Genomic DNA, 20,294 nt, shown 5'->3' with positions numbered 1-20,294 from the left:
AAGCAGAAACAATAGAAAGATATGAGAGTAATTCTCAACAAAAAGAGCCAGAGGCATAGTACCTCTGGCTCTTCACTATTCACTTTTCGCTTTTAAAAAGTTTTTCTGTTGAGCTTACTTGTTGCGGCGCGCTTTTACTGCATCAGAAAGCTGACGAAGTACCGTTTCCGTATCTTCCCAACCAATACATGCATCAGTGATCGACTGACCATAAGTGGCTGCTTTGCCATCCACTAAGTCTTGGCGACCTTCAACTAAATGAGACTCGATCATCACACCAAAAATGGCTTCTTCGCCAGCAGAGATTTGCTCGGATACATCATCAGACACCAGCATTTGACGCTTGAACTGCTTCGAGCTGTTAGCATGGCTAAAATCAATCATCACTTTTTTCGGCAGACCTGCGGTGTCCAGCTCATCTTTAATTTGAGCTACATGTGCTGCACTGTAGTTTGGTTCTTTACCGCCACGTAGAATAATATGGCAGTCTGGATTACCAGCGGTTTCTACGATCGCGGAATGACCGTATTTTGTTACTGAAAGGAAGTGATGGGAAGCGCTTGCAGAACGAATCGCGTCGCTCGCTATTTTAATATTCCCGTCTGTACCGTTTTTGAAACCTACAGGACAAGAAAGACCAGAAGCTAGCTCGCGGTGAACCTGAGATTCTGTCGTACGAGCACCGATAGCGCCCCAACTGATCAAATCCGCCACGTACTGAGGTGTGATCATATCTAAGAATTCACTTGCCGTTGGCAAGCCCATATCGGTTAGATCAAGAAGAAGTTTACGTCCGATACGTAGACCATCATTTAGCTTATAGGTGTCATTTAAGTAAGGGTCATTGATAAGGCCTTTCCAACCAACGGTTGTACGCGGCTTTTCAAAATAAACTCGCATAACAACCTCAAGCTGCTCGCCCAGTTCATCACGTAGTACTTTTAGCTTTTTACCGTACTCAACCGCGGCAGCCGGATCGTGAATAGAACACGGGCCAACGATCACGAGTAATCGATCGTCTTTTCCTTCAAGAATATTGTGAATGGCGTTACGGCAATCAAAAGTGGTCGAAGAAGCGGTTTCAGTCGCTGGGAACTTCTCTAATACTGCAACAGGTGGCAATAACTCTTTTACTCTATTTATTCTTACATCATCAGTTTGAAACATTACTTCTACTTCCTGGTTTTATTTCCGACCCCATTTTTACCAACTGAACTCATTGCAACATTGTTCACAAAGCGAGCAGCATCAAGGGCTGTGGTCATTTTCTGTCTAGCGTTTAAGTAACTTATCGGCTTAGGCGTAGACTTGCAATCAGTTTTTGCAAATAAATGCAAATAAAAACCACCTGTTAACCACCGCGCACAATGTAAAGTAAAGTTTACGAAAAAAAGTTCAAAATAATCATCAATTTTCTTATGCACCAAAAAATCTTTACTACAATGTAAGAAATATCAGAAGTTTGTGAGGTATTTTTGGGTAGTAAATGTTGATCAAGTTCAAATATATTGTTGCTTGATATGAAATGATTAGAATATTAAACTAATTTCTTATAAACGCTGGTTTTTTCTAATTTTTTGATAAAACGAAGTAGAAGTTAATATGCAATCAATACAAGGAAACATTATGAACAAAGTAGCAATTGCAGTAGCAGCAGTGGTAGCTGGTAGTAGCGCGCTTTTAAACTCTGCTCAAGCTGAAATGTACATCGGGGGCAAAGTGGGCATGACTACACTTGACGACGCTTGCTATCTAAATAGCCCTTGTGATGATGAAGCGTTCGGTGCAGGACTACATATCGGTTATGACTTTACCGATATCATCGGGCTAGAGTACGGCGTAGACTTCTTAGGCGACTATGAAGGAAACTCTAGGTCAGGGGCTAATACGATTAATACGATTGACGGCAATCTAACGGCTTTAACACTTGCACCTAAATTCAACTGGCACTTAAACGACTCTTGGAATCTGTTTGCTAAGATCGGTGGTGCTTACATGATGTCTGATGACGAAACAGACTTTGTCCCAACAGGTTCTTTGGGTGCTGAATACTCGATCGATAGAAACTGGAGTGTTCGCGCTGAATACCAACGTTACCAAGACATGTCTGACGACGTGTGGGACGACATGGATGCTAACTTCTTTGGTATCGGTGTTAACTACAAATTCGCAGCAGCTCCAGTTGTTGCAGCAGTTGTAACGGAAGAAGTGATCGAGCCAGATCCAGAACCAGTGATGATGAGCAAGGTGCACAAAGAAGAGTACGGTACAGGTACGTTTGAATTCGATAGTGCTAAGTTAACAGAGTCCGTTTCTGAACGTCTGGACAACTTTGTTTCATTCTTGAACGAATATCCTCAAGCTCAAGTAGAGATTACTGGTTACACAGATAGCTCAGGCCCTGCGGCATACAACCAAAAACTGTCTGAGCGTCGTGCTCAATCTGTTGCTGATTACCTAACCGCAGCTGGCATTGGTTCAGATCGTTTGACAGTCAAAGGTATGGGTGAAGAAAACCCAGTTGCTGACAACAGCACTCGCGAAGGTCGTGAGAAAAACCGTCGCGTAGAAGTTGTAGTACCTTCATTTGAATACCAAGAGCTAGTTCAACCAGAATAAGCATCTATGATTCATGATCGATGATGTGGCAAAAATTTATGGGGTGCATTTGCACCCCATTTTGATCTCATATTAAGGGATATTGCCACTATGGTTTTGGGAAAAAGATCAACTCATTATCTTGCACCATAACACAATCCATACCAGCTGCATGCGCCGCTCGCTTCCCCAGCTCAGTATCCTCAAACACAAGACACTGTGACGCCTCCAAGTCGAGTTGTTCCGCGGCCACCAAAAAAGTATCTGGAAAGGGTTTATGGTTCTCTACATCACTCGCGGTTACTACAACATCCAACTTGTCTAATAAACCTGCATGGCTTAATAAGCGCATGGCACTTTCTCGTTGGCTGCCAGTCCCGACTGCAATTTTCTTATGGCCTAAATATTCCTCTAACACGATGTTCGTGCAAGGAATAACGTCAACATGAAGCTCGATAGCAGCGAATGTTTCCATTTTAAATGTCGCGACAGTTTTAGGATCTAATGAAAGCTCATGCACACGATTTAGTTCCTCAACAATTTTAAAGCTCGGCATCCCTCCTAAACTGTGAAACCACTCCTGACAAAACGGAAAATCAAAACGCTCAGCAGTTGCTTGCCAAGCTGCCAAGTGGGCTGGCATGGTATCGATTAGAGTACCATCCATATCAAATATGAATCCCTCATAGGGTCTAAAATCAATCGTGCTCATGTCTTTTCTTCTATTTGTGCATCTGTAATGTTAATTTATCAGCTCTTTCAATCGTCCTTACCGGCATTTACTTATCATGCTCAAAATTTCGAACTCCGTCACAATTCAAGAGTGGGAAATTCAATTATCCCCAATTAGAGCTCAAGGAAATGGTGGCCAGAACGTTAACAAGGTAGCGTCCGCTATACACCTGCGCTTTGATATCCAGCATTCCAGTTTACCTGACTTTTACAAAGAGCGATTACTTGCACTTTCTGATAGTCGTATAAGTAAAGATGGCGTGATCATCATCAAAGCGCAACAATTTCGGACACAAGAACAAAATAAGGAAGACGCCCTAAATCGGCTTCAAGCATTGATAAAAGCTGCCGCTTTACAGGAGAAGAAGCGTATTAAAACGAAACCAACCCGCGCTTCTCAACGCCGACGACTTGATACAAAAAACAAGCACGGAGCGAAAAAACAGCAACGTAAAAAAGTGCTGTATTAGTGCATGTCGTTTTCTCGACATGTTAGTTGAACAACGTTTGCTAGCCCTTGGAAATCTCATTGGATTTCTCTTTTTAGTTACTTATTCAGGAAACAACAATATGACTATTAGGCAAAAACTCTACTTCCTCGGAGTTATCGCCATTTTAGGCATCGTGGCCCTTTTGGGTACGTCATCCCATTTTGAAAATAAGAGCAATGACCTTAATCACGCCATCAAACTCGTTGGTGATCTAGAAATACGCTTACTCAACTTACGCAGAAATGAAAAAGATTTCCTACTACGTAGTAATGACAAATATCTAAATAAGTTTGACGCCAATGTTGACAAGTTTATAGACACAGAAAAAGAGCTTGCGAACATACTCAAGAGTAATGAATTACCTTCCAGTCAACAATTTAAGCAAGACTTGCTCGCATACCAAAGGGGCTTTCAGAATCTGGTCAGCGCTTACCAACGATACGGGCTTGATTCAAAGAGTGGGCTTCTCGCTGGTTACGAACAAGCACTATTAGAAGCAAAACAACGTTCAGACCACCAGCAGTTATTGGCATTAGTCCGTTTTGACTCTGCGGTAAAAGCAGGACTATTCAATAGTGATTTGCTTGAGGGGCAATATGCTCCGGAGCTTATCAAAACAGGTAAGCAATTGGCGGCCCAAAAGCAAGTTGTTGGGGTTGCTTATGACAAAGGCCTACTCGGTGAAACTCGCGCATTATCTCATGCCGTAGAAGAGCAATTTGAAACCTTTTCCACAGCCCTTAGCTCTGCTGCCGCACAACGTGATGAACAAATGTCGACCATCAAGCAGGTCATTACAGCTCTGATCTTAGTCGTTATTTTCGCATTGATTTGGCAAATTTCACGTTCAATCAATACGCGAGTGAATAGCTTACTTGGCACCATTCGAAGTATCAGCGAAACGAACAACATGGGACTTCGATCTGATTTGAAAGGTCAAGACGAGCTATTTGATATCAGTCATCACCTCAATGACCTATTGGATAAGCTTGAGCATCTAATTAGTAGTACCCAAGAAAAATCGGCGCAACTCACTGCAAGTACCGATAATATGCATCGTGAGTTAGAAGGCGTTATGGAGCAATTCCACACTCAAACTGACCACACTGCATCAATGGCGACGGCAGTTCAGCAAATGGTTGCCACAATAGGTGAAATCTCTGAAAGCACATCAGTTGCGGTAGAAGGCGTACATCAGGCAGCGAATAATGCCGAACAAGGTCGAGGAGTTGTTGAGGCGACGGTAACCAACATCGGTCAACTAACCACGATTTTATCAAACAGCCAGCAGTCGATTGGCTCGCTGAATCAGCATGTAGATAAAATTGGTGGTGCCGTGAACATCATCCAAGAAATTGCAGAGCAAACCAACCTACTAGCTCTCAACGCAGCAATTGAAGCCGCGCGAGCAGGCGAACAAGGCCGCGGGTTTGCAGTTGTTGCCGATGAAGTACGCGCCCTAGCTAGCCGAACTCATCAATCCACAGAGGAAATCACACGGGTCGTTGCAGATATTCAAACTCAAATGTCTACAGTTGTTGCTGATATTGATCAATGTAACGATCAAGGGCAACAAACACTTAATGCTTCTGAAAAACTGGATTCTAGCCTGCAACAGATCATCACTGACATGCATTCAATTCAAGGTAATTCGGAGCGCATAGCTTCAGCAATTGAAGAACAAGGTATCGTGATGAACCAAGTTAGCGGTTCAATCACCGAGCTAAACGCAATATCTGAGAATAACATGCAATCCGCTCAGGAATGCTTGCATGAAGTGAACTCTGTCTCTGCTCAAGCTCATGATATGGATGAAGCCGTTGCACAATTCAAAACTGCGCTAAAATAACCCTTTTCAAAATAGAAAGCCCGAAGCAATCATTGCTTCGGGCTTTTTTTCAATTGTCACTTCGTGCTTACTGCGCACTTCGGATGTGATTATTCATCATCAAGAGGAACCAGCTTGGTGTTGCCGCCATGAACTTTCTCACGCTGTCTTTGCACCAGAGCGTAGAAGCCTGGGATCAAGAATGTACCTGCTAGAAGCACACACAATAGACCACCAATCAGCGACACGCCGAGTGAGTTTTGACTCACGTGCCCCGCGCCAGCGGCAAAGATAAGCGGGAAGATACCCAGGATAAATGACCAAGATGTCATATTCACAGCGCGGAAACGTAACGTGCCTCCTTTAACCGCTGCACTATCGATATCAGCATCTTTTTCTTCACGCTCTTGCTTGGCGAACTCCACAATCAAAATTGCGTTTTTCGCCGCCAAGGCTATGAGCAAGACAAGACCAATTTGGGCATACAAGTTAAGCGGCGTGCCAGTTAGATTTAACGCAAGGAAGGAACCTAACGTGGCTACTGGGACCACCAAAATAATAGCCAGTGGAATACTCCAACTTTCATACTGAGCCACCATAAACAAGTAAATGAAGATCAAAGCCAGCGCAAACGCATAAATGGCTTGGTTGCCCGCAAGCACTTCCTGATAAGCCATACCTGTCCATTCATACGTGTACCCTTGCGGAAGAACTTCAGCAGCAACGCGTTCCATTGCGGCAATCGCATCACCACTAGAGTAACCCGGAGCTGGTTGGCCTTGAATGATAGCACTGCGGTACATGTTGTAACGCCATGCCACATCAGGCTCAAACACTTGCTCGTAGCTCACTAGCGTACTTAACGGAACCATATCACCGTTCGAAGAACGAACATGGAAACGCTCTAGATCTTCCATGCTGCTACGGTGCTGGCTATCAGCTTGCATGGTTACGCGGAAGTTCTTACCAAACATGGTGAAGTCATTCACATAAAGCGAACCTAAGTTGCCTTGCAAGGTTTGGAAAATAGACGACAGCGAAATACCTAATTGCTGCGCTTTCTCACGATCGATATCAACGTAGTAGTGCGGAACATTCGCGCGGAACGTGCTAAACGTGTAGGCAATTTCAGGCGCTTGGTTAGCCGCTTGGATCATTTCTCCCATGACCATCGACAAGTCGGTACGACTTCGCCCTAGCGTGTCTTCAAGCACAAACTCAAAACCAGACGCAGCGCCCATACCAGGAACCGCTGGTGGTCCCATCGCAAAAACAACCGCTTGAGGTAACTCTGTCGACGCTCGACCGTTAATACGTGCCGCGATAGCATTAGCAGAGTGCTCTCCTTGCAGCGAGTTACGAGTATCCCAATCATGCAATTTGATAAATACAGAAGCACCGTTTGATGCTGCTGCGCCTGTCATAAACGAGTAACCGTTCGCAACCGTCACACCATCCACACCAGGTTCTTCACCGATCATTTTCATTAAATCATTGGTGACTTCTTCAGTACGTGATAAAGAGGCTGAATCTGGTAGCTGTACGTTAACCAGCAAAATGCCTTTATCTTCTTGAGGAACAAACGCTGTAGAGGTGGTTTTCGCAAAGAAAGTGACCGCTGCAATAGCAACTATAAAGAACGTCGCGAGCAGTAAAGACTTCTTCACCAAGAAACCAGCGATCTGGCCATAACGCGTAGTTATGCGCTCTAAACCTCGGTTGAAAGCCTGGAACCAGTTAGCGGTATTGCCCCCACCCTGCTTCAATACCAAGGAGCAAAGAGCTGGAGACAGCGTCAATGCATTGATGGATGAAATCACAACCGAAATACAGATGGTCAAAGCGAACTGGCGATACATGATACCGGTGATACCTGGCAGCATGGCGACGGGTATGAATACCGCAAGTAGGACCAAGGTCGACGTGATGATTGGGCCCGTTACTTCTTTCATCGCTAGCAACGTCGCTTTACGCGGTGAAATGGTTGGGTCTTTCGCCATGGTAGTATCGACGTTTTCGATAACCAGAATCGCATCGTCCACAACGATACCAATCGCAAGGATCAAGCCAAACAAAGTAACCGTATTAATGGTGAAGCCCGTTGCCTGCATGATGGCAAACGTACCAATCAGAGAAACGGGGATCGCGACAACAGGAATCAACGTTGCACGCGCACTACCCAAGAACAAGTAAGTTACAGCAATCACCAATAGAATCGCTTCAATCAGTGTTTTTACTACCCCTTTGATCGATTCAGATACGAACACGGTTGTATCGTAGCTGGTCTCGTATTCCATTCCCTCTGGGAAGTTTTTGCTCAAGCCCTCAAGGAGCTCCATGACGGCCTGACCACTTTCTAACGCATTCGCATCCGATTGAAGAGACAACGCAACGATTGACGCGTCCTGGCCACGGAACTTACCGTTACCATCGTAGAACTTTTTGCCTAGTTCAACGCGAGCAACATCTTTCAGATAAACCGTAGAGCCATTGGGATTAGCTCGAAGGACTACGTTCTCAAACTCACTCACGCTTTCCAAGCGACCTTTGGTCACAAGGTTAAACTGAACTTCTTGCGGATTGTTGTATGGTGCTGCACCTACACGCCCTGCCGCAACTTGAACGTTCTGTTCAGCCAAAGCGGCGTATACGTCTGACGTGGTTAGCTTAAGGTTGGCCATTTTTTCAGGATCTAACCAAACACGCATTGCATATTCGCCACCACCAATCACGTTAACTTCACTGATACCTTTCGCACGAGCCAACTGATCTTTTACATTCAAGTTAATGTAGTTAATCAAGAACTGATCATCGTATTTGCCATCAGGTGAATAGAAGTTAAGTACCATCAGCAAGTCAGGTGAACGCTTTTTCACCGTCACACCAACCATGCGAACTTCTTGAGGCAATTTTGACTCAATCTGTGACACGCGGTTTTGCACGTTAACTTGCGCCATATCTGGGTCGGTGCCGACATCGAACGTGACGTTTAGGCTGTAAGAGCCATCGTTCGCGCTCTTTGAAGACATGTATATCATATCCTCAACGCCGTTGACTGAGGTCTCTATGGGGTCCGCAATGGCCTGCTCGACAACTTCCGCACTCGCGCCGGTGTAGTAAGCCGAAACGCTTACTGATGGCGGGCTTATCTGTGGATACTCAGCCACTGGCAAAATCGCCAGTGAGATCGCGCCGGCTAGCGTTAATATGATCGAAATAACCAGCGCGAATTTAGGTCTCTGAATAAAGAAACGACTTAACATAGTGCCCCCTACTGCTTATCTTCAGCAGGTGTTTGAAGGCGCACTTCTACACCATTACGCACACGCTGTAGGCCTTGTGTAATAACCGTATCTTCCTGATCGAGCCCTTCTCGAATGATAATGCCTTGTTCAACCTGAGGTCCAAGCTCGACGTTACGACGCTCTGCCACACTTCCCTCAGCCATCACCATCACAAAGTCACCTTCTAAGTCAGTCTGTACGGCACGTCGTGGGATAACAATAACGTCTTTCGTGTTCTTGTCTCTCAAGTTCACTTTGATGTGCTGACCAGGAAGTAGCTTCTGATCTGGGTTTGGAACGAGCGCACGCATAGCAATCGTACCCGTTTTGGTGTCAATACGATTACCTAAGAAATCAAGCTTACCGAGATGCTCAAAAAACTGTCCATTTTCCAGTTCAAGCTGAACTTCAACGCGGTTTGATTCAGCCGAGCCATCACCTTTTACTTGATCCATACCCATAGCTAAACGCTCACGCTCACTCACACTAAATGAGGTATGAACTGGATCTAAACTCACCAGAGTTGTCAGCACGCCAGATGATGGAGAAACCAGATCACCCGTACTAACTTTGGTATCACTAATACGTCCGCTAAAAGGTGCTCGGATTTGAGTATAGGAAAGGTTAACTTCAGCAAGTTTAAGTTGAGCATTTGCCGCTTCTAGCTCTGCTCTCGCACCAAGAAGTGCCGCAGTTAAAGCATCAAACTCAGATTGAGAGATACTACCGCGAGGCAACAAGTTTTTACCTCGAGTATGATCTAATTCGGCTTTTTTTAGCGCCGCTTTAGCTTGTGCAAGTGCGGCTTTAGCACTCGCGACTTGGGCTTCAAAAGAAGATGGCTCGATAGAGTAAAGGAGCTGCCCTTTTTCTACCATTTGCCCCTCTTCAAAGTGACGAGCTTTTAAGTAGCCAGAAATCTGCGCGGTAATATTGGTATCTTCTACTGCTTCAATGCGACCGATATAAGACTTGCTCGGTTGGTAGTCGATAACCGTGACATCCTGAGTCACTACGAGAGGCGCTTGACCTTTCGTTTGGGCATTATTAGCTTCCCCGCATCCAGCGAGGATTGCTGTAGCCGCCATTAGTGCGACAAGTGGTTTCTTTTGCATGTATTTAACGTCTTTATAGAACAGGATATTGTTGAATTCCTATCAACCTTACTCCTTGCTGCCACTGAAAACTTCACTGAAAAGCGCCCAAGGTGTTTCTAAATGTAAACATGAGAAACAAAAGGAAAATAAAGTAATTTAGTTAACAGTGGTATTCAATGAGCAATATACATACAACTCAATCATAACTATTTAATATACGCCTTAGGAGATCGCGAATTTTAGCGTGTGCTTGGAAACACTAACGGGAGTATTGTATTCGGGCGTAAAGTGAGATTCAGTGCTCAAGATAAGAACGTTTTGTGGCTAAAAAGGTAAAAAGTGACGCCTTCATACTCAAGACCCCGATTTTGACTATTTTTTTAATATAAATGGGTTATCATTCAATTAATTCAACGCCTTCGACAGAGAGGATGACTATGATTTCTAAATGGGCGAAACGCTTTTACCAGATGGCAGAACTAGTGGCGTCTTGGAGTAAGGACCCATCAACACAAGTCGGTGCCGTTATTACTAAACAGAATCGCATTGTATCTGTTGGATTTAATGGCTATCCGCATGGTGTTTCTGACAGTGTCGACACCGATGAGCGCGAGTTGAAATACCTTAAAACACTGCACGCGGAAGAGAACGCAATTTTGTTCTCAAAACGTGACTTAGACGGATGTGATATTTGGGTAACGCATTTTCCTTGCCCTAACTGCGCGGCAAAGATCATTCAAACAGGGATCTCACACGTACACTGCCCTGAGCAGTCTGAAGACTTTTTATCTCGCTGGGGAGATAAAATCCAAGTCAGTCAAGATATGTTCGATCAAGCGGGTGTGAAAGTCGACTGGTTACCACTAGAAGACATTGAAATTGAAGACAAAGACGTGCGCTAGTATTCCATCTTAATATTTAAATAGCCCAGAGAGATCTGGGCTATTTTGTTATTAAATCTGCAAGAGGTCTCGACGTAGTCTTTTAACTGTGTTTTTTCGCTGTGAGCTCAGCAATTTTGACGATAACGAGTACTGATTTTTCCATCATTTCAACAGAAATAAACTCATGAATTCCGTGGAAGTTAAAACCACCGGTGAAGATATTCGGGCACGGCAAACCCATAAAAGATAAACGAGCGCCATCTGTACCACCGCGAATAGGTTTTATAATCGGTTCCACATCACACGCTTCCATCGCTTGCTTCGCCAGCTCAATGATATGAGGGTAAGGCTCAACCATTTCTCTCATATTGTAATAGCTGTCTGTTATTTTCAGTTCTACAGAACCATGGCGTAAACCCGTGTTCATTTCATCGACGAGTTTCTGCATAAAGGCTTTTCGCTCCTCAAGCCTTTGACGGTCAAAGTCTCTAATAATGTAACCGAGCTCGCTTCGTGCAACGCCCATTTCTGCCGATTTTAGATGGAAGAACCCTTCGTAACCTTCGGTTGTTTCCGGAGTTTGATCTTGGGGCATTTGAACTTGAAATTTCGCAGCTAAGTTCATCGCATTGACCATTTTGCCTTTTGCGGTACCTGGATGAACGCTAACACCATGAAAAATTACATCAGCGTTTGCTGCATTAAAGTTTTCGTATTCCAACTCACCTTGCGGGCCACCATCTACAGTGTATGCCCATTTCGCGCCAAATTTTTTAACATCAAACAAATCTGCACCACGACCGATTTCTTCATCCGGAGTAAAGCCGATACAAATGTCGCCGTGTGGAATGTCTGGGTTTTCCAGTAGCAGAGCTACCGCGGAAAGAATCTCTGCGATACCGGCTTTGTTATCCGCGCCAAGTAATGTAGTGCCATCGGTAGTAATAAGATTGTGGCCATGTAGGTGATGTAAATCTGGGTATTGCACGGGAGATAACACTTCATCCCCCAACCCTAATGCAATATCGCCACCCTGGTAATCTTCGATGAATTGCGGCTTTACGTTTTTGCCAGATGCATCCGGCGCGGTATCCATATGGGCAATGAAGCCGATAGGAGGAACCTCATAATCAACATTGGCTGGCAGTTTAGCCATCAAGTAGCCATTTTTATCCAAAGTCACGTCACTTAAACCAAGCTCGATCATCTCTTTTTTAAGTAACTCAGCAAACACAAGCTGACCAGGTGAACTTGGGCAAAGCGTCACATATGGATTGGATTGGGTATCAAACGTGACGTATCGAAGAAATCTTTCAACTAAATGTTTCATATTTATTCTCATTGTTTTGTACGATGAGGCTTTATCATGCATTGATAAGCTGACGTTGCCTCATCAAACCTCACGCTATGTTACGCTCTTAGTTCAATAAGAATTTGCTTTGAATCATTTTTTGATAAGAAAGGCTTCTGCACTTTCCCCTCGCTAATTGAAGCACGAATTTAATCTAAAAGTTCCTCAGCCAGTACTCGCCACTCTTTAACCTGTTCACGAAAATGACGCCATTGCTTATCGGTCATCGAACGAGAAACATCTAATGTCAGTTGATCAACCAATGCAAAGTTAGAGTCAATATTCTGAGAAAGCTGCTCACTATAATAACTCTCTGGCTCGAACAAGAGTCGCATAAATATATCTTGATAAGTCACAACATTAGATTTGTTGTCGAACAAGTATTCGAGCTCTTGATATACCGTGGCTCGATAATCTCTCCATAAAGGGCTGTTTAAAATAACTTGCTGAGAAAATGTTTGAGCTAACTGACGCTGATTTCCTGATAGATTCCCCAGCCATTCTTCCATCCACTCTTCAGTGTTATCCAGAATAATTTCACGCACTTCGTCTTCTGTCTTATCGGCATATTTTGCGTTTCGCTCTTGATAATGTTCTTGTACATTACTCAAAAACTCGCGTTCTTGCTCTTTCGTTAATTGCAAACTTAACGCAAAAAGATCTGGTGCTGCTTTGCTGACCACTCTATCGTAATGCGATCGCATTCTATCTCGATTTTTTTGTAAGTAATTTAAGGTGATATCGCTCGCTTTTAATCTCTCAAGGTCTTTTAAATGTTCGATATATAATGGTAACTCCTCTTTCTTGTGCCAGTCTGCCAACAATAATAAACGCTCTTCCACTAGGACTTCTTGTTCCCCTTGCAACGAGACATAGTCCTCTAAGTAATCGAGCACGAACCAATCGATATTGCTGTATAAAAACTTTTTCGCACAACCGGCAAGCAGAAATACGAAGCAAAATAGAAGGCCATAACGAAGCGCCTTATTAGATACATCCTTTAATTTAGTCACTTATTCGTATTCCCTTTTCTGTTGATTAAGTTCTATACTCAACCTGTATCACTTAGTATTGCGGCAAACTTACACCAGTGTGACAAATATTGATTGCCACCTTAATAATATATAGAGTTTGAAATTAACTTTTTGATCACAGCTATCCGCAAAAAAGTGAGTTAGAGCGCAATTATCGGCTAAAAAACGTACCGAACGACGCTCCCTATAACGGCATATAATTTGCATTGATGTTTTTTGGATGGTTTATGGAGGCGAAGTATGGCAGCCGCTGAGCAACTTGATACCAGTGTAGAATATGAGATTCGATATTTTGAACAGGGGAAAATGCACTGCATGAGAGTCATTGCTGAAAGCAAAAAAGTGGCTTATCAGTACTATTTGGAGTGTGGTAAGCACAACAGTGACTTGTACTCTATTCGCCCAGACAAGTAAAAAAACCGCCTAACAGGCGGTTTTTTTATTCGTCAGAATCAATATAACTGTTTGATTTTATTTATTATTACAGATTCAAATCCAACAATGTTATTTGATGTCGCCAAAGCGCTCAAGATAAAGGACGGTTGCTGCAGTACGAGAAGGAACTTGAAGCTTTTTAAGTAAACTCTTCATATGTACTTTAACCGTAGACTCAGAGATAAAAAGACGATCGGCAATTTGCTTGTTGCGGAAACCTCTTGCCACCTCTCTTAAGATCTGCGATTCACGATCGGTCAGTGTATCAAACACGTCCTCTTGCTCTGAACGTTCACTCAAATACTTAGAAACTTCTTGGCTGTATGCCTTGTCCCCTTGGTGCGCTTGTTTTAGCAACTCAACCAACTCATCGGGCTCAGTGTCTTTCAATAAATAGCCATCGGCACCACTTCGAACTATTGCTTCGATATCTGCTGGGCTATCTGAAACGGTTAGAATGACAATTCTGGCTTCACAGCCATCTGCACGCAGTGCTTGCAAAGTATCAAGGCCAGACATGCCTTTCATATTAAGATCAAGAAGTACAAGATCCAGTTCCAGCTCATGCGCTTTCGCTACTGCATCCGCGCCATTACTTGCTTCTGCAATAACCTCAAACTCAGGCTCAAAGCTTAAAAGCTGGTGGATACCTCTTCGCATGAGTGGATGATCATCCACCAGCATTACCTTACACACTGTCACTGTTTACTTCCTTACTATGTTGGAATTCTAATTTTACGGTACAACCTTTGTTTATCGATGCTTCGATGTGAAGATCGGCATGCAGTCTAGCGGCCCGCTCTTGCATGATACTCATACCGTAATGATTTAATTTTTCGTCTTGATGTTCAAAGCCTATTCCATCGTCGCTAACGGTTACTGTGACTTTTCCATCATTATCGAGACATTGAATGTGAATATTATCTGCTTGCGCATGTTTGATAGCATTAATTGCCGCTTCTCTTATCAACTGTAGTAAATGAACCTGCTGATGTGCATCCAGTTCAGTTGATGAAAGTCTATTTTTTAGCGTAATGTCCGCAGCAGTTTGTTCACTGAGCGTTTCAACCATGTCTTGCAATGCTTGGCCAAAACTGCCCTCTTTAATCGTAAGACGAAACGTCGTCAGCAACTCGCGTAACTGCGTATAAGCCGCAGATAAGCCCGTATCTAGCTCAGCAATAACTTGATTAGCCTGCGCGATCGCCTTTTCGTCAGGTAAGTTCTTTACGCTTCTCTTTAACAAAGCGACCTGAATTTTTAAGTAAGAGAGTGCTTGAGCCAATGAATCATGCAACTCCCGAGCAATAGTGGCTCGCTCTTCCATCAGCAGAATTTGTTCTGCTTGGCGCTGCGCCCGATTGTAATACACGGCGCGTGATAAAATCTGCACGAAGTTGTCAATAAGAGCCTCGTTCGGACAAGGTAACCCTGCTTTCCAATATAAATAGCCCAAGTGCTCGCCATCTAGCATCAGGGCTTTACCGTGGCAATCTTCATCACAATCTTGGCAGCATTCTTCTCCTTCCATCAATATCCAGCTCGGTTCTCCCAGCTGCTCGATTTCAAGTTTGACCGCTTTAATGCCCTCAAGACTGACAATATGCTGCAAAATCGCCTGGAAATTGTCTTGATTAATACGCGACGCCGTGAGTTCTTTTGACGAGTCATACAGCACTTCTAAAGACTGGTTGGCATGCTGCAATTTACGTGTTTTCTCATCAACCGCTTGCTCTAATCCTCGGTACAACTTACCAAGGTCTGTCGCCATCCGGTTAAAGGTTCGAGTCAGTATTCCCATTTCATTGTCGCTAGATACATTGAGCGATATATTGAATGAGCGATTTTTAATTTGCTCGCTAGCAAAAACTAAGGCACGCAGAGGCCGAACAACTTCGAGGCGCACAAAATGAACGACAAACATACTGACACAAAGGATGCCACCCAACCCTAACCCGCCGATCCAGGCTAAGTTAATCAGTTTTTGCTCCGAAAAGCTTTGCAGCTTAAATACAAACTCATCGATTTGTTCAACAAAACCGGCCACTAGGAGTTGATATTCTGCCGGGTTGTCTCCTCTCAGCACCGCCTTGAGTTCATGCCATCTGATAATAAGACGGTAGTAATCGTGAGTGATGTCTTCAGGCACAGACCAATGCTGAAGCGCTTTCATTGAAGGTGAATATATCGAATGTTCAAATGCGTCAATATGTGAAGAATAGTCAACAGATTTAACCTGAATATCATTCGCCAGACGGTAGCTTTGCATTCGCATCGAGCCAGCAACATTGACGGCTTCAGCATCGTTCAAACTGGACGCTAACGTAAAAATCGCAAAACCAGTCGTAGCGACTGAGAGCAGCAAAATAAGAAGCATCGCGGACGCAATCGTGCGCGTCACTGACTTTTTCACATTTTTAAACAATCTGAGTTCCTCGCCCATTAACAATCCTATTTGTACGTGCAATGAACCCATTACCTTTCAACTTTATCAATATGTGATCACCTGCGACGGAATTTATTGATCCAAAACAATATTGCATACCATTTACCCCCTAAGAGGTATTTATACAAATATGTCAAAAACTACAATTTCGTTAGTTTAAATGACAGTTTATTAATGAAAATTGTGGACTATGCTTAGTTTGGGTTCCAAGTTTCGAGGTGACTAAGTGGTAGACCTTTCCAGAAGAAGACTCTTTGCAAGAAAAGCGCACCCCGACAACGCCGTACGTTTGCCTTGGTTAACTAAACCGCAACAGTTTACGGACGATTGCACTCGCTGCGGTAAATGCATTGAGGCCTGTGAAACAAAGATTATAACCAAAAGTGATGGCGGATTCCCCTCGGTCGATTTTTCCATCGATGAATGCACATTTTGCTATCAATGTGCAAACGCCTGTCCTGAGCCCCTTTTCTTGCCAGAAACAGAACAACCTTGGCAAGCAAAAGCAAGTATCAACGATAACTGCTTAGCAAAACAAAATGTCGAATGCCGAAGTTGTGGGGATATGTGCGACCCGATGGCAATTCAGTTCAAATTAGAACTGGGGAAAGTAGCACAACCCAATTTAGACCTTGATGAGTGTAACGGCTGCGGCGCCTGTGTTTCAGTGTGCCCGACTTCATCCATCAATGTGAGCAATACAACAGCCTAAGCCGAATGTCGTCGGCCAAAGGCAATAAAAATAAATGAGAGAGCTATATGTCACTAAATGAAGTGCATATTTCAAGTTTGGTAGTACATGTGCTGCCGGAACATTTGGACGAAATCAAACAAAAGATAGAAGCACACGAAAATGCGGAAATCTATGGTGACAGTCCTGAAGGCAAGATTATCGTCGTACTTGAAACTGAGAACCAAGGTTTCATCACAGACACTATCGATGCCATTAACAATTTACCGAACGTCTTAAGCACGGTATTGGTTTATCACCAAATCGAAACTGGGCTTGAAGAAACGGATGAAGAAGACACTGGAACACAACATTCCCAAATCGAGGGTGAAGTATGAAAATGACAAGACGTGCGTTTGTGAAAGCAAACGCGGCTGCATCAGCTGCTGCTGTCGCAGGTGTGACACTACCAGCATCTGCAGCCAACCTGATTGCAAGCTCTGATCAAACCAAAATCACATGGGACAAAGCACCTTGTCGTTTCTGTGGTACAGGCTGTTCTGTTCTTGTTGGCACTCAAAACGGCAAAGTGGTAGCAACACAGGGTGACCCAGAAGCACCAGTAAACAAAGGTCTGAACTGTATCAAAGGTTACTTCCTTTCTAAGATCATGTACGGTCAAGACCGTCTAACTCAACCGATGCTACGAATGAAAGATGGCAAATTCCACAAAGATGGTGAATTTACACCTATCTCTTGGGATGACGCTTTCGACATCATGGCTGAGAAATGGAAAGCTTCCCTCGAGAAAAAAGGCCCAACAAGCGTAGGTATGTTTGGCTCAGGCCAATGGACAGTAATGGAAGGCTACGCTGCGTCAAAGTTAATGAAAGCAGGCTTCCGATCAAACAACATTGATCCAAACGCTCGTCACTGTATGGCTTCTGCCGTTGTAGGTTTCATGCGCGCATTCGGTATCGATGAGCCAATGGGTTGTTACGATGACTTCGAGAACGCAGACGCTTTCGTTCTTTGGGGCTCAAACATGGCAGAGATGCACCCGGTTCTATGGACTCGCATTACTGACCGCCGCCTAAGCCACCCTCACGTTAAAGTGAACGTGCTTTCTACTTACTACCATCGTTCATTTGAGTTGGCTGACCACGGCTACATTTTCAATCCTCAGTCTGACCTTGCAATTGCTAACTTCATCGCAAACTACATCATCGAAAACGATGCAGTAAACTGGGACTTCGTGAACAAACACACGAACTTCACTCAAGCAGACACTGACATCGGCTACGGTCTACGTGACGACGATCCGCTACAAAAAGCAGCGAAGAACCCGAACTCTGGCAAACTCACTTCTATCTCATTCGAAGAGTACAAGAAATCAGTAGCGCCATACACAGTAGAGAAAGCATCTGAAATCTCTGGTGTTGAGAAAGAGAAGCTTATCGAGCTTGCGAAGCAATACGCGGATCCAAACACGAAAGTGATGTCTCTATGGACGATGGGTATGAACCAGCATACTCGTGGTGTATGGATGAATAACTTGGTTTACAACATCCACCTACTAACCGGTAAGATCTCGACTCCGGGGAACAGCCCATTCTCACTAACGGGCCAACCATCAGCATGTGGTACCGCTCGTGAGGTTGGTACGTTTGCTCACCGCCTACCAGCGGACATGGTGGTTGCTAACCCTAAACACCGTAAGATTGCAGAAGACATCTGGAAACTGCCAGAAGGTACGATTCCACCAAAACCTGGCTTCCACGCCGTATTGCAAGACCGTATGCTGAATGACGGCGTTTTGAACTGTTACTGGGTTCAATGTAACAACAACATGCAAGCCGGTCCAAACATCAACACAGAGCGTCTTCCAGGTTACCGCAACCCAGAAAACTTCATCGTTGTGTCTGACCCATACCCGACAGCAACAGCACAAGCAGCAGACCTTATTCTTCCTACCGCAATGTGGATTGAAAAAGAAGGTGCTTACGGTAACGCAGAGCGTCGTACCCAAGCTTGGTACCAACAAGTGGGCACAGTCGGTCAAGCAAAATCGGACCTTTGGCAACTAATGGAGTTCTCGAAACGCTTCAAAATGGAAGAAGTGTGGCCTGAAGAGCTTCTAGCGAAAGCGCCTCAATACCGTGGTAAAACAATGTACGACGTACTTTACCGCAATGGTAACGTCGACAAATTCCCTATCGAAGAAGCTCGTGAACTGAATGACGATGCTCACCACTTCGGTTTCTATGTCCAAAAAGGTCTGTTTGAGGAATACGCAACATTTGGCCGTGGTCACGGGCATGATTTGGCTCCATACGACCGCTACCATCAAGTACGTGGTCTACGTTGGCCTGTTGTTGATGGTAAAGAAACACAGTGGCGCTTTAAAGAAGGTTCAGACCCATACGCGAAAGAAGGTTCTGGTTGGGACTTCTACGGCAATGCTGATGGCAAAGCGAAGATCATTTCCGCGCCATACGAAGCGCCACCAGAAGTACCGAACGAGGAATTTGATATGTGGTTATGTACTGGTCGTGTTCTTGAGCATTGGCACACAGGCACCATGACTCGTCGTGTACCTGAATTATACAAAGCAGTACCAGACGCAGTGTGTTACATGCACCCAGAAGACGCAAAAGCACGCAATGTTCGTCGTGGTGAAGAAGTACTCATGGCAAACAAACGCGGTGAAGTACGCGTTCGTGTTGAAACTCGCGGTCGTAACCGTCCGCCAAAAGGTTTGGTATTCGTACCGTTCTTTGATGCACGTATTTTGATTAACAAGCTTATCCTAGATGCGACTGATCCACTGTCTAAACAGACAGACTTTAAGAAGTGCCCAGTCAAAATCACTAAGATTGCTTAACCTTCAGATACTGAATGCTACGGCCGTCATTATGGCGGCCTAATAAAGAATTTAAGCCATAAAGGCGGAGATGAAATGATGAAAAAATTACTTGTCGCAGTTTTATCTGTAGGTGCGTTAGTGACAGGCATTGCGCAAGCTGAGTTGGATAATCCAGGTGGTATTGGTGGTCTAGAATCTTTACGTGGAATGTCTCAATTGGAAGATACGCGTCCAGCAGACGAGTTCAAAGACTTCCCTAAAGATCAAATTGTTGAAGACAGCTATGTTTATCAACCACCGTTGATCCCACACAGCATTCGTCACTACGAAATTTCGTTAAATGCTAACAAGTGTCTTGCATGTCATAGCTGGAAAAATGCAAAAGAGTCAGGTGCGACTAAAATTAGCGTAACGCACTATGTAAACAGAGAAGATGCGGTACTGGCAGATATGTCTCCTCGTCGTTACTTCTGTTTGCAATGTCACGTTCCACAAACGGATGCAAAACCACTAGTGGAAAACGAGTTTAAGGCAGTCGATTCGCTTCAGTAATTGAAACGCGAGTACTAAGAGGTTAC

General features: G+C 44.2%; 17 protein-coding genes. 9 read left to right on the top strand and 8 right to left on the bottom strand.

Annotated elements, in window-relative coordinates; translation table 11 throughout:
* Positions 1-114: 114 nt before the first annotated feature.
* Positions 115-1,167 (bottom strand): 3-deoxy-7-phosphoheptulonate synthase AroG, encoded by a 1,053-nt coding sequence (gene aroG, locus R7Z47_RS05725; RefSeq protein WP_017635200.1) that lies wholly within the window; start codon positions 1,165-1,167, stop codon positions 115-117.
* Positions 1,168-1,626: 459 nt separating this feature from the next.
* On the opposite strand from aroG, the gene R7Z47_RS05720 reads away from it, so the two are divergent.
* Complete coding sequence (locus tag R7Z47_RS05720) at positions 1,627-2,619, top strand: OmpA family protein (RefSeq protein WP_005373499.1); 993 nt, start codon at positions 1,627-1,629, stop codon at positions 2,617-2,619.
* 88 nt (positions 2,620-2,707) lie between these two features.
* Here the strand turns inward: R7Z47_RS05720 and R7Z47_RS05715 are convergent, their stop codons facing one another.
* Positions 2,708-3,310 (bottom strand): beta-phosphoglucomutase family hydrolase, encoded by a 603-nt coding sequence (locus R7Z47_RS05715; protein WP_213901436.1) that lies wholly within the window; start codon positions 3,308-3,310, stop codon positions 2,708-2,710.
* A gap of 76 nt (positions 3,311-3,386) precedes the next feature.
* On the opposite strand from R7Z47_RS05715, the gene arfB reads away from it, so the two are divergent.
* Entirely contained in the window at positions 3,387-3,800 is a 414-nt protein-coding gene (gene arfB, locus R7Z47_RS05710; RefSeq protein ID WP_170893137.1) for an alternative ribosome rescue aminoacyl-tRNA hydrolase ArfB, read from the top strand.
* A gap of 100 nt (positions 3,801-3,900) precedes the next feature.
* Positions 3,901-5,670: a methyl-accepting chemotaxis protein gene (locus tag R7Z47_RS05705; RefSeq protein ID WP_025767924.1), complete on the top strand. Its 1,770-nt coding sequence runs from the start codon at positions 3,901-3,903 to the stop codon at positions 5,668-5,670.
* Between the two features lie 89 nt (positions 5,671-5,759).
* Here R7Z47_RS05705 and vmeZ read toward each other — a convergent pair whose 3' ends face one another.
* Together vmeZ and vmeY are read right to left on the bottom strand one after the other, a co-directional pair.
* Positions 5,760-8,912, bottom strand: a complete 3,153-nt coding sequence (vmeZ, locus tag R7Z47_RS05700; RefSeq protein WP_225474095.1) for a multidrug efflux RND transporter permease subunit VmeZ — start codon at positions 8,910-8,912, stop codon at positions 5,760-5,762.
* An 8-nt stretch (positions 8,913-8,920) separates the two neighbouring features.
* Positions 8,921-10,048 (bottom strand): multidrug efflux RND transporter periplasmic adaptor subunit VmeY, encoded by a 1,128-nt coding sequence (gene vmeY, locus R7Z47_RS05695; protein ID WP_225474096.1) that lies wholly within the window; start codon positions 10,046-10,048, stop codon positions 8,921-8,923.
* Positions 10,049-10,467: 419 nt separating this feature from the next.
* Between vmeY and R7Z47_RS05690 the strand changes: the two genes are divergently transcribed.
* Positions 10,468-10,932 (top strand): dCMP deaminase family protein, encoded by a 465-nt coding sequence (locus tag R7Z47_RS05690; RefSeq protein ID WP_005373515.1) that lies wholly within the window; start codon positions 10,468-10,470, stop codon positions 10,930-10,932.
* An 82-nt stretch (positions 10,933-11,014) separates the two neighbouring features.
* Here R7Z47_RS05690 and pepT read toward each other — a convergent pair whose 3' ends face one another.
* Entirely contained in the window at positions 11,015-12,244 is a 1,230-nt protein-coding gene (pepT, locus tag R7Z47_RS05685) for a peptidase T (RefSeq protein ID WP_213893513.1), read from the bottom strand.
* Between the two features lie 170 nt (positions 12,245-12,414).
* Entirely contained in the window at positions 12,415-13,278 is an 864-nt protein-coding gene (locus R7Z47_RS05680) for a DUF6279 family lipoprotein (RefSeq protein ID WP_213907780.1), read from the bottom strand.
* Between the two features lie 261 nt (positions 13,279-13,539).
* On the opposite strand from R7Z47_RS05680, the gene R7Z47_RS05675 reads away from it, so the two are divergent.
* Positions 13,540-13,713 (top strand): hypothetical protein, encoded by a 174-nt coding sequence (locus tag R7Z47_RS05675; protein ID WP_005373524.1) that lies wholly within the window; start codon positions 13,540-13,542, stop codon positions 13,711-13,713.
* Positions 13,714-13,803: 90 nt separating this feature from the next.
* Here R7Z47_RS05675 and R7Z47_RS05670 read toward each other — a convergent pair whose 3' ends face one another.
* Together R7Z47_RS05670 and narQ are read right to left on the bottom strand one after the other, a co-directional pair.
* Entirely contained in the window at positions 13,804-14,418 is a 615-nt protein-coding gene (locus R7Z47_RS05670; RefSeq protein WP_031777156.1) for a response regulator, read from the bottom strand.
* Between the two features lie 4 nt (positions 14,419-14,422).
* Entirely contained in the window at positions 14,423-16,159 is a 1,737-nt protein-coding gene (narQ, locus tag R7Z47_RS05665; protein WP_025767926.1) for a nitrate/nitrite two-component system sensor histidine kinase NarQ, read from the bottom strand.
* 247 nt (positions 16,160-16,406) lie between these two features.
* Here narQ and napF point away from each other — a divergent pair, with 247 nt between their 5' ends.
* The 4 genes from napF (at position 16,407) to R7Z47_RS05645 (ending at position 20,268) form a co-directional block, all read left to right on the top strand.
* Complete coding sequence (gene napF / locus R7Z47_RS05660; RefSeq protein WP_005373529.1) at positions 16,407-16,892, top strand: ferredoxin-type protein NapF; 486 nt, start codon at positions 16,407-16,409, stop codon at positions 16,890-16,892.
* Between the two features lie 47 nt (positions 16,893-16,939).
* The gene (locus R7Z47_RS05655; protein WP_005373535.1) at positions 16,940-17,248 is read left to right on the top strand and encodes a chaperone NapD; all 309 of its coding nucleotides are present in this window, start codon (positions 16,940-16,942) and stop codon (positions 17,246-17,248) included.
* Entirely contained in the window at positions 17,245-19,734 is a 2,490-nt protein-coding gene (napA, locus tag R7Z47_RS05650; RefSeq protein ID WP_225474097.1) for a periplasmic nitrate reductase subunit alpha, read from the top strand. Before R7Z47_RS05655 ends, napA begins: the two co-directional genes overlap by 4 nt.
* A gap of 78 nt (positions 19,735-19,812) precedes the next feature.
* Positions 19,813-20,268 (top strand): nitrate reductase cytochrome c-type subunit, encoded by a 456-nt coding sequence (locus tag R7Z47_RS05645; RefSeq protein WP_005389061.1) that lies wholly within the window; start codon positions 19,813-19,815, stop codon positions 20,266-20,268.
* Positions 20,269-20,294: the final 26 nt, after the last annotated feature.

It is taken from the genome of Vibrio sp. 1641 (genome assembly GCF_033339995.1).
Lineage (GTDB): Bacteria > Pseudomonadota > Gammaproteobacteria > Enterobacterales > Vibrionaceae > Vibrio > Vibrio alginolyticus.
The sequence above is the reverse complement of the archived record's forward strand: the minus strand, read 5'-3'. Positions and strand labels throughout refer to the sequence as shown.